Source organism: Streptococcus suis, assembly GCF_046032535.1.
Taxonomy (GTDB): Bacteria; Bacillota; Bacilli; order Lactobacillales; family Streptococcaceae; genus Streptococcus; species Streptococcus suis_AK.
In genome coordinates, this window is the sequence record NZ_JARQPL010000051.1 from 1 (window position 1) to 11390 (window position 11390).

The window sequence follows — 11390 nt, forward strand, 5'->3', positions numbered from 1 at the left end:
TCGTAATGGTCAGATTTGGAGTGTAAAACACGAACAAATCTGCCAATCAACCACTGCGCTGAGATGTTGACACTAACTTTGAGAAGCGGTGCTGAGCTTTTTGCTCAGCCTCATTTTCTAATCATTTCTAATCTCAACTGTATCTGCGAGAAATCCAAATTCTTCTGGGACTGGACTGGCTTCTTTTTCGATTTCTTGTGTCTTTTGCCCTTTTGCTTTTGCCGAAAATTCAGCACGAATACTTACCCAATCTTCCTGAGCAATAGCTAAAATCTGTGGAGAAAAACCTGCGGCCTTGCTGAGAATATTTCCAAACATGGTATTGAGATTGTCACGCTTCATAGTCTGTTCAGCATTAAGCGGAGAATCAAAGGCTAGAATCGCATGATTTTCATTGGCAGCAACTGGTTGAGAACCAACAAGCAAGGCACGATCTGCACCTGACAGACTCTCGATAATTTCTCCCCAAGCATTCTGCAAGCGAGTCAAATTTTCACGCGCCAAGGTTGGATTTTCCATAGCTTCCTGCAAAATTGCATGAATCTTGCTGGTATCCAATCGGTACTTCTTCGGAGCCTGCGGCTTGCGTGAAACTGGCTTAACAGCACTTGGTTGACTAGATAATTGACCTAGTTGTTTCTGTAAATCCGCAACTTGTTGTTGCAGACTGGCTAGTTGACCCAGTAAATCAGCTGGCAGCTCTGCCATCGCCCCCGAAGGAGAACTATCTTCAGCCAAACGAATGGTCATCATTTCAGCGTAAATCTTGGGTTGAGGACTGGACTTGATGTCCGCCAAACCCCTGGTCACCATCTCTATCATGGTAAAAATCCGTGCCTGCTCAAGAGCTAGATTTTCTGAAAAACCTGTTGTTAAATGCGTATCCTCACCACCCGTCTGCACGATAAGGACATCTCTCAAATAGTGCAAAAGATCTGTCGCAAAACGGCTCATACTCTTTCCTTGATCAAACAAGGTTTGTAGATGCTGGAGAGCTGTGACACTATCCCCTTGACGCAGACTTGCCACATAGTCATCCAAGGCACGCAAGCTGATAGAACCCGTAATTTCCTCAGCAATTTCCAAGGTTACTTGCTGGTCCTGACTAAGGCTGAGAGCCTGATCCAAAATGGATAGGGCATCCCGCATCCCCCCTTCTGCCCGACGCGCAATGATCGTCAGAGCCTGCTCGTCAAAGATTAGCCCTTCCTTGGTCAAAATTGCAGCCAAGTGCTCCTGAATGTCCGTCACCTTAATGGACTTAAATTCAAATCGTTGCACCCTTGACAGAATGGTAGCAGGAATCTTGTGCAATTCCGTCGTTGCTAGAATAAAGACCACATTTTCAGTCGGCTCTTCCAAGGTCTTCAAGAGGGCATTGAAGGCTCCAGTAGACAGCATGTGGACCTCGTCGATGATATAGACCTTATAGGTCGCAAGACTAGGTGCATAGGTCGATTTATCACGAATATCACGAATCTCATCCACACCATTGTTGGAAGCAGCATCAATCTCAATCACATCTTCCAGACTGCCCTCGGTAATGGCCTGACAGATATAACAATCGTTACAAGGCTCACCTCCAACCTGATTAGGACAGTTCATGGCCTTGGCAAAAATCTTAGCTGCCGATGTCTTACCCGTACCACGAGGACCTGAAAAGAGATAGGCATGACTGATTTTCCCTTGTTCAATGGCCTGTTTGAGCGTGGTCGCAACCACCTCCTGCCCCACCATCTCCCCAAAGGTCTGGCTTCGGTACTTCCTATATAAAGCTTGGTACATTAGCGTTTTTCTCCAAACATAGCAAAATTCCAGTCCGTCTTCTCAACCAAGAGAGCAACGAACTTTTCTAGATAGTCTTGGTCAATCGTATCATAATCAGCTACCAATCTCGAATCCAAGTCCAAAACGCCCAGCAACTGGTCGTTTTTTACCATTGGCACAACAATTTCTGATAGGGCTGTCGCATCGCAAGAAATATAGTTATCATGTAGACGAACATCGTCTACGAGAATAGTCTGGCGCTTAGCTGCAGCCTCACCGCAGACACCCTTTCCAAGTGCGATATGAACACAGGAAACGCCACCCTGAAAAGGCCCCAAAATCAATTCACTACCATCATACAAGTAAAATCCTGTAAAGACAGAGTTTGGTAGAGCTTGATTGAGCAAAGCAGAAGCATTTGATAGATTGGCTAAAGCATTGGTTTCCCCATCAAGAAGAGCTTCCAATTGAGCCAATAATAATTGATAGTTTGAAATTTTTTCTTGTTTTGTCATAGGAACATTATAGCATAGAAAGACGGAGCTTGACAGTAGGTATTGTTAGAAATCAGCAAAAAACGAGACCTGTCGATCTCGTTTACAGGGTTCTTAATTAAGATGACTTGCCTGAACGTCTTTTCACGACCAGACCTGCTAGTCCCAATAAGCCCATACCTGTCAGATGTAGGACGGAGCTGACTTCACCAGTAGCTGGTAAAGTTTTTGTCTGTGACTGACTAGTTGATGCAGGTTTGACAGTTGACTGTTTGCTTTGGCTTGCTGGTGCCGCAGGCTCCTTATCTCCCTGTTTGGTTGCTTGTTTTTCTGATGCTGACTGACCAGTTGGACTTGCAGTTGGTCTTTCAACCAACTTCTCAACTGGTTGTTCAGTTGGTTTTTCAACTAGCTGTTCGGCCGGTTTTTCAGTTGGAGTTTCAGCCGGAGTTTCAATTGGTTTCTCTGTTGGTGTTGTACCCTCTTCTATGTAATAGAAGTAGTATTCCTTGTTAGGTCTTGCCTTAGCTTCTTCGTAAGTAACTGTTTGACTTTCTTGAACTACTCGTGATGTCCAACCTTCAAATGCTAGGGGTTCTAGAACAACACTCTCCCCTGGTTTGAGTGTATACTCAATTTCTTTTAACACATCAACTTTTTGGCCAGGTTCAATTTGTTCCTCAGTATAGACAGCCTTAATCGTGATCGATTGATCTACTGGAACTGTCGGAATTGCCTTTGATGCAGCAATGTTAGCCATTGCTTTTTCAAGTTTTTGAGTAATTTCTTTATGGTAAGCGATTTGATGACCCCAGTATTCAGGAGTCCAACCTATAGCGTTGATAATATCTTGATCTGTCAAGACTAGACCTACTGGTTCGTTAAATAAGTATTCAACTAAAATTAACTCTAATTGTAAAGTAGTTAAATCCTCTGATTGGGTAATCTGATTAAACTTAGCTTCATCCTCTGACAGGCGGATAATATGGTCTACTCCCAACTCTTTCTTATAGACTTCAAAAGCTTTCAAGACAGTGGTATGGAAGGTATCAAATACTTTCTGATATTCCACACGTTGTTCAGGTCTAATTAACGAGTCAATAGAAGGAGCTTTGTCATAGTATACCTTAACAGTCTTATTGGCGACTAGTCTGAAAGACCCATTTTTCCCAACCGTCCCTGATTCAAATCCTTCAGTCTTACCTATTCTATAACCTGATATTACTGGAAAATCAAATGTCACTTCCGTTCCTTCAACTCCACTCTGTTGAATGGTTTGGAGAACTTGACCGTCTTGGTCTACCAACTCAATGGTATACGGAACCGTTGCCTTGTCTATACTTACCAAGTCAAAGCGATAATAGTTTTCACCAGCCGCTACTTTCTCATAAGTAATTTCATAGTTCTGCGGACTATTTTCTGCCAAATCTGCGAAAGCAATCCACTCTGGAATCCCGCCTTTATCAATAACCCCACGGTCACGTAACTCTCCAGGCTCGATATTTCCTGTGTAGCCATAATAGTATTGACCATCTAAATACCATTCAACTGTATAGGGGAGACTCTGTTGTTCTGGCTGTTCCACTGGAGTTTCAGCTGGTTTGTCCGTCGGAGTTTCTATCGGTTTTGAAACAGGAACTAAGTCTGCCATCGCTTGCTTCAAAATTGGGATAGCATTTTCAACATATTGATAGCCAAATAAATAGGTTGCATTTAGCTCATTTAATGTTTTGTGGCTATCAACCCCATCCAAGCTCAATGTAGAAAAGGTTAGATCATCATTGTAGGCAGCAGCAATACTTTGTGCTCCAAGATAAATCCGAACATCGCCATCATAATTCCTATTCCACGATTCCTCTGTATAGTCCGCTGGATTGAGAGCTTTTATCTGACCAACTAAATCACGATAGCTTTGGATCATGATCTTGATTTCAGCCTTTCTGGCCTCCAAAGCTGAATCTACCTGCTCATTTGCATAAACCTCTGTCGAACCAACTACTTTGAAACCCACCGGCTCAACCAGCCCACCCAAAACAGTGACCGCTGCCAAACTCAGACCCAGCTTACTCCACTTAGCAAGCCGTTTCTGCTGTGAACTTCTTTTCATATGAAAAACCTCCATTTATATAAAACTTTTGTGCCAAAAGGCACGCTTACCAGTATACTAAAAAAAAAAAGCAACCTGTCAAGCAATTATGCCCTTAATATGCAAATATTCGGTTCTTTCATAGTTTTCAGTCGATTTTTCATATTTTCAGAAAAAGAAAAAGGCTTACGCCTATTTCCACATCCAGTACATAATCACTGCATCAATCAATACCCCTATAGCCCAGGCTAGTTGAAAATACTTTTTCTGTGTCTTATGCCGAAAATGGGTTCCACCTGCCCAGGCACCCAGCCCACCACCAAAATAGGACATGAGTAATAAGGTCTTTTCTGAAATCCGATAGGCGTTCTTTCTTGCCTTCCCTTTATCCATACCATAGGTGATGAAGACAAGTAAATTCCACACTACTAGCGCCATACTAACCATCTGTTTGATTGACATACATTCCTCCAATTAAGTCACATTTCTTCTTACTCTAACATAATCCAAACCAGGACACAAGAAAAAACGATTCGGAAATCCGAATCGTTACATTTCTGCCAGTGTATCCTCTAACCATTTGAGCTGGGCACGGTTGCGTTCAATAGACCGTGTCAAAATCAAATAGTGTCCATAATTGTCTTGGATACTTTCCTTGGTTGAGAACAGCTCAACTTTACGACTGTCTAGGTGTTTTAAGTGCTTGGTGACTAGTTCAATTTGACTCTGCAACAAACCAGGAATCCGTGGGTCATCCTTTTCACGGATAAAAAACATCTTGATTGAAAACAAGTCTTTTTGCTGAGGCGTTTCTTCATTTGGAATGGATAGCCATTCGTCTAAAATCTGACGACCAGTAGCCGTCATCGCATACTGCTTTTCCTTTTCATTTCCAGGTACTGCATGACAAGTAATCAATTCTTCCTTGGTCATACGTTTTAATTCTGGATAGACTTGGCTATGGGCAACCTGCCAAAATTCGCCTAAATCACGTTGAACATAGTCGGTAATCTGTTTGCCAGTTACCATTTGACCGCTAGCACCCATAATCCCTAATATAATATGAGGTAATATTCTTTGCTTCGGCATCTTAACCACGCTCTCTTAATATACTCTCCACCTTGGTGTTAATCAAGTCGATGGCTACAACGTTGCTGACGCCTTCAGGAATGACGATATCTGCATAGCGCTTGGTTGGCTCGATAAACTGGTGATACATTGGTTTCACCACCGAGGTGTACTGCTCAATGATACTATCTAAGCTACGGCCACGCTCTTCCATGTCTCTCTTAATGCGGCGAATGATACGAATATCGTCATCAGTATCGACGAATATCTTAATATCCATTAAATCCCGCAACCGTTTGTCTTCCAATACTAAAATACCTTCCACAATAAATACATCTTGTGGTTCCTGACGATAGGTCTTCTCTGAACGTGTGTGCTGAGTATAATCATAAATCGGAATATCCACCGAACGCCCTGCCAGCAATTCACCCAGGTGGTAAATCATCAAATCTGTGTCAAAGGCTAGTGGATGGTCATAATTGGTCAATATCCGTTCTTCAAAGGTTAGGTGTGACTGATTCTTATAGTAAGAATCGTGTTCAATCATTGATATGCGAGCATTTGGGAAATTATCCAGAATAGCACGCGACACACTTGTCTTGCCACCCCCAGATCCGCCGGTTACGCCAATAATAATGGGTTTCTGAGTCATCATCATCTCCTTCTATTTTCAATACTATTTTACCATGAAACATGGTATAATGGAAAGGATAACACATAAAGAAATGAGAATTTATGCTTAATTTTGGTATTGTTGGCACCTCAGACATCTCTCATCGTTTTATAGAGGCGGCCCATTTAAGTGGACATTATCAGCTACAGGCTGTTTTCTCCCGTAAACTAGAAACTGCTGCTGCCTTTTCAGAGCAGTATGAAGGAGTCGATTTATACATAGAATGGATAAAATTCCTTTCTGCACCGATTGACTTGGTCTATATTGCCAATCCAAACGCCTTGCATTTTGAACATGCAAAAGCTGTTCTCAAGGCCGGCAAACACGCTATAGTTGAAAAGCCTATGGTGTCCACACCTCAAGAATTGGCCCAACTTCGTCAGATTGCCAAGGAAAATGGTGTCTTCCTATTTGAAGCTGCCCGCAATTACCACGAGGAAGCCATCGCTATTATTAGGGACTTCTTGAAGGATAAGACTGTTTTTGGGGCCAACTTCTCCTATGCCAAATACTCTTCCAAAATGCCTGACCTCTTGGCAGGACAGACCCCAAATATCTTTTCAACTGATTTTTCTGGCGGAGCCTTAATGGATCTGGGTGTCTATACCCTCTATACTGCCATTAGCCTCTTTGGCAGACCAAATGCAGCCCGATACACTGCTCAACAACTCCCTTCATCCATTGATTTGAATGGGACTGGGCAACTGACTTATGATGATTTTTTAGTAAGTATTCAGGCTGGAAAAAATATCACTAGCAATCTACCAAGCGAAATATATACCAGTGAGGGAACTCTCACCCTCAACGCCTGCCAGCATATCAGCTCTGCTATTTTCACAAAACATGATGGTAGCCAAGTAGTCCTACCTATCCGAGCTCAGGAAGATGCTATGCTAGAAGAGGTACAAGCCATTGCCCAAGCTATACAGACAGGCAATCACGACCTAGCCAATGAATGGCTAGATGTGGCAGAAAGCGTCCATCAAACACTTTACACCATGCGTCAAGACGCAGGAATAATCTTTAAGGCGGATAACAATGAAATCTAAATTTCCCTCCAGCTGGACGGACCAGCTTACCCTACTTGACTTTGAGGACTTTACTCCTATCCAAGTCCAGGCCTTTGAGCCTATTGCAAACGGCAAGTCCCTTCTAGCTATCAGCCCAACAGGCACAGGAAAAACCCTTGCCTACCTCTGGCCTAGCTTATTAGCCCTAACTCCTAAAAAAGCCCAGCAATTGCTCATCCTCGCACCAAATACAGAACTGGCTGGTCAAATATTTGATGTTTGTAAGACCTGGTCGGAGACAATTGGGTTGACTGCTCAACTATTCTTATCTGGTTCTAGTCAAAAACGCCAGATTGAGCGACTAAAAAAAGGACCAGAAATCCTGATTGGAACACCTGGTCGTATTTTTGAGTTGATTAAATTGAAAAAAATCAAGATGATGAATATCAACACCATCGTCCTAGATGAGTTTGATCAGCTATTCTCCGATTCTCAATATCAGTTTGTTGAAAAGATTATCAACTATGTACCTCGTGACCACCAGTTAATCTACATGAGTGCAACAGCTAAATTTGACCGTCAAAAAATTGCTGAGGACATTGAAAGCATTGATTTATCTGAGCAGAAATTGGATAATATTCAGCATTGTTACATGATGGTGGACAAGCGTGACCGTTTGGAAACTCTACGTAAGTTTGCCAATATCCCTGATTTTCGTGCTCTTGCATTTTTTAACAGCCTATCAGACCTTGGTGCAAGCGAAAATAAACTACTCTATAATGGTGTGAATGCAGTTTCATTGGCTTCTGATGTCAACGTAAAATTCCGTAAGGTCATCATCGAACGTTTCAAAAATCACGAACTCAATCTTCTACTTGCTACAGATATGGTCGCACGCGGTATTGATATTGATAACTTAGAATGTGTCCTCAACTTTGAAGTTCCTTTTGACCAAGAAGCCTACACTCATCGTTCTGGACGTACTGGACGCATGGGCAAGGAAGGTCTTGTCATCACCCTAGTATCTAGTCCTAGCGAACTAAAACAATTGAAAAAGTATGCCTCCGTCCAAGAAGTCATTCTCAAGAATCAAGAGCTCTACAAAATATAATGAACAATATGCAAAAGGCTTAGAACCAGTGTTTCTACTAACATGATTCTAAGCCTTTTATCATTCTTACTGGGCTGGACCAGATAATTCTTGTGAATAATAGATTAATTGAGGATTGAGAGGACTGGCGAGTAAGTCTGTTACAGTAACCATATTGTAGCCCTCACCTGTTAAATATTGCAATACAGACTCGAGGCTATCAACTGTTGATTGATGAATATCATGCATTAGGATAATACTTCCTGGACAAGTCTGTTCTTTTATTTCTTTCAAAATGGCTTGGGGATTGCGACTCTTCCAATCTTTAGAATCGATCGACCAATAAATCGATGGAAGTCCCATCTGATTGACAACAGCCTGGTTAACCGAACCATAAGGAGGGCGAACCATTGTTGGTACAATACCTGTAGCTTCAGTAATAGCTGCCTGTGTATCTTGAATTTCTCTCTGTACTTGCTCCTCAGAAATAGTGACTAGATTGGGATGATTCCACGTATGGTTGGCGATGACGTGCCCTTCCGCTATCATTCTACGGAGAATAGCTTCATTCCCAGCTACAGCCTTACCAACAACAAAGAAAGTTGCTTTGGCATTATATTTTTTCAGTAAATCTAAAACTACCGGTGTCGTGTTCGGATTTGGTCCATCATCAAAGGTTAGAGCGACCTGTCTCAAATGTTTCTTATCCACAACTTGTGCAGCCATATACTCATCATAGCCAACCTTATCAGCATCTACTAGATACTCACTCTTCACTACTTGGTACAAATCTGAAATTGGTAGAACCAACTGGTTGATGCCGTAACCATCTGGTAATTGTAAGGTTAATTGGCTGTCTCCATAACTAAAGGAAATAGCATTTAAGTCTAGTGTTTCAAATTTTTTGACAATCGCTTCTACATCAGTCTCTTTCATTCCTTGAGCAAGTAAGGCTTCTCTTAGATGATCAACAATAATACTTGCTGCAGAGGATAAATTAGGTAATAAATCTTCCAGGGTAAACAATTCATTGTCCTGCGTCAACAACACACGCTCAGACGGGAGTTTATCCTGCTTTTTAATTTGCAAGTTGTCTACTTTATAGTGCTCCGCTTGAATTTCACGAGCTGTTACATTTTTAAAATTTGTTTTTCCCTCTATTGATGAAACAAAGACCAGTTTTTGAATTTTTCCTGCTGGTTTTTTATGACCAAAGCGTCTTTGAATATAGGAAATCATTCGACTTTCTACAGGTCCTAAGACATGACCTGCATCATCTGTAGGTAAGGCAGCCACAACATGGGTCGTATCAATATTTCCCTCTTGAATTTTGCCCTTGCCTTTAGCGAGGATGGTTTGTTGTTTTTCCTCGATAAACTGACTAACCTGTCTTTCTTGAAGTCCTGCAAATAACCATACAGCCAAACTTACCATTATGCCGAGCAAGGCGATGTTGATTCCCAACCAAAAACTAACTTTTTTCATCTCCAGCCTCCCATTCAAAACATATATAAACTATGCTAAATCATTTAAAGGCTCTTGTCAAGACAGTTCTATAAAAACTCATAAAAAGATTAGGTAATACTCTTCAAAAATCAAAATTATCCATTGTCAAGAGCCTTGATGAACTCCAGTTCTATCTTCGGCTTCGTTTCCTAGGCTACTTTTGATTTTCATTGAGTATAAATAATTGATTTGCTTTCTAATTCCCTCCCTCCTGCCATTTTCTGATTTTTTTGAAAAGAAAAAGACTGCCTAGGCAATCTTTTCTAAATTAATCTGCACGAATGACTTCCACACGGTAGCCATCTGGATCTGTCACGAAATAATAACGACCTGGACTTCCTGGCAAGCCCTTGATGTCTGTCGTTGGATAGCCCAGCTCCTTATGCTTAGCATTATCACCTTCTAAATCATCTGAAGAAAGAGCTAGATGCGAGAAACCGTCGCCTACGATATAGGGACCATGATCGTAGTTATAGGTCAATTCAATCTCAAAGTCATCCCCTTCAAGTGCTAAGTAAACCAAGGTAAACTTGTGCTCTGGATAGTCCTTGCGACGGGTTTCTTTAAAGCCAAACCCTTCTTCATAGAACTTTTGCGATGCTTCTAAATTCTCAACACGCAAACAAGCGTGCAACATTTTTTTACTTGCCATAATAAATTCCTCCTACCATTTAATACCACCAGTATACCATACTCTCTATGAAAAATCCGATATTCAAAACTAAAAAAGCCTGAGCGAACTCAGGCCTTAAATGAATTATGCTTCCAAGTAGTACTCTTTCACAATGTTCAAGTTTTCATCCAATTCGAATACAAGTGGTGGGAAGTTTGGAATTTCCACATCCATGATTTCGTCATCAGACAATTGTTTGATGTGTTTTACAAGGGCACGGATTGAGTTACCGTGTGCACCTACGAATACATTTTTACCGTCTTTCAATGCTGGAGCAATTTTATCTTCCCAGAATGGAAGGGCACGCTCAAGCGTTACTTTCAAGTTTTCTGCATCTGGAATAACTGAATCATCAAGGTGTGCATAGCGACGGTCAGTGTGTGCTGAATACTTATGATCTTTAGCCATTTCTGGTGGCAAAGTATCATAAGAACGACGCCAGATGTGAACTTGCTCATCACCAAATTCAGCAGCTGCTTCAGCTTTGTTCAAGCCAGTCAAACCACCGTAGTGACGTTCGTTCAAACGCCATGATTTTTCAACTGGTACCCACAATTGATCTGCAGCTTCAAGAGCCAAGTTTGTAGTCTTGATAGCACGTTTCAATACAGATGTGAAAGCAAGGTCAAATTCGATACCTGCTTCTTTGATCAATTTACCTGCATCGATTGCTTGTTGTGTACCTTTTTCAGACAAATCAACATCAGCCCAACCAGTGAAAAGGTTAGCTTTGTTCCATTCAGACTCACCATGGCGAGCAAAAACCAATTTTACCATTTATGGATTCTCCTTTTCTTTTGAGGTTCCCCTCTTATACTTCTCTATTTTACACGAAAAGGTAAAAAAATGCCAGCCTTTCCACAATCTGTGTACGCTTTCATTACTCTTTCATGTAAATTCAGTCTCTAGACCTATCTTTCTTCTTAGAAAAAATACAAAATAATGGTATAATCCCGACTTTATCACTTTATTTTTCCACGATCCGCTTCAATCGCTTGATAGAATTGGATTTTTTAAGTATTT

Annotated in this window: 11 protein-coding genes; 2 read left to right on the forward strand and 9 right to left on the reverse strand. The window is 41.4% G+C overall.

All coding sequences use genetic code 11. The features are described 5' to 3' along the window. Positions 1–117: 117 nt before the first annotated feature. The 6 genes from dnaX to udk all read right to left on the reverse strand — a co-directional run bounded on the left by dnaX (position 118) and on the right by udk (position 6067). Positions 118–1785, reverse strand: coding sequence for a DNA polymerase III subunit gamma/tau (dnaX, locus tag P7J58_RS10635; RefSeq protein ID WP_408556323.1), 1668 nt, complete (start codon positions 1783–1785; stop codon positions 118–120). Beyond that, on the reverse strand, positions 1785–2282 hold the full coding sequence (locus tag P7J58_RS10640) for a GAF domain-containing protein (protein WP_014638428.1): 498 nt from the start codon (positions 2280–2282) through the stop codon (positions 1785–1787). Before P7J58_RS10640 ends, dnaX begins: the two co-directional genes overlap by 1 nt. 97 nt (positions 2283–2379) lie before the next feature. Continuing rightward, positions 2380–4368: a hypothetical protein gene (locus P7J58_RS10645; RefSeq protein ID WP_408556322.1), complete on the reverse strand. Its 1989-nt coding sequence runs from the start codon at positions 4366–4368 to the stop codon at positions 2380–2382. Positions 4369–4539: 171 nt separating this feature from the next. Further along, complete coding sequence (locus tag P7J58_RS10650; RefSeq protein ID WP_012775285.1) at positions 4540–4809, reverse strand: DUF1294 domain-containing protein; 270 nt, start codon at positions 4807–4809, stop codon at positions 4540–4542. Between the two features lie 87 nt (positions 4810–4896). After that, a complete protein-coding gene (locus P7J58_RS10655; RefSeq protein ID WP_024376722.1) occupies positions 4897–5436 on the reverse strand; it encodes a PadR family transcriptional regulator in 540 nt (179 codons plus the stop codon). A gap of 1 nt (position 5437) precedes the next feature. After that, positions 5438–6067, reverse strand: coding sequence for a uridine kinase (gene udk, locus P7J58_RS10660; protein WP_002940213.1), 630 nt, complete (start codon positions 6065–6067; stop codon positions 5438–5440). Between the two features lie 83 nt (positions 6068–6150). On the opposite strand from udk, the gene P7J58_RS10665 reads away from it, so the two are divergent. Both P7J58_RS10665 and P7J58_RS10670 read left to right on the forward strand, forming a co-directional pair. Continuing rightward, positions 6151–7137, forward strand: coding sequence for a Gfo/Idh/MocA family protein (locus P7J58_RS10665; protein WP_099871632.1), 987 nt, complete (start codon positions 6151–6153; stop codon positions 7135–7137). After that, entirely contained in the window at positions 7127–8209 is a 1083-nt protein-coding gene (locus tag P7J58_RS10670; protein ID WP_226314479.1) for a DEAD/DEAH box helicase, read from the forward strand. The genes P7J58_RS10665 and P7J58_RS10670 overlap by 11 nt, the downstream gene beginning before the upstream one ends. A gap of 66 nt (positions 8210–8275) precedes the next feature. Here the strand turns inward: P7J58_RS10670 and P7J58_RS10675 are convergent, their stop codons facing one another. From P7J58_RS10675 to P7J58_RS10685, 3 genes are all read right to left on the reverse strand, one after another. Further along, entirely contained in the window at positions 8276–9673 is a 1398-nt protein-coding gene (locus tag P7J58_RS10675) for a polysaccharide deacetylase family protein (RefSeq protein ID WP_408556321.1), read from the reverse strand. A gap of 289 nt (positions 9674–9962) precedes the next feature. Then, on the reverse strand, positions 9963–10346 hold the full coding sequence (locus P7J58_RS10680; RefSeq protein ID WP_015647197.1) for a VOC family protein: 384 nt from the start codon (positions 10344–10346) through the stop codon (positions 9963–9965). A 105-nt stretch (positions 10347–10451) separates the two neighbouring features. Beyond that, on the reverse strand, positions 10452–11144 hold the full coding sequence (locus P7J58_RS10685; protein WP_024376719.1) for a phosphoglycerate mutase: 693 nt from the start codon (positions 11142–11144) through the stop codon (positions 10452–10454). Positions 11145–11390: the final 246 nt, after the last annotated feature.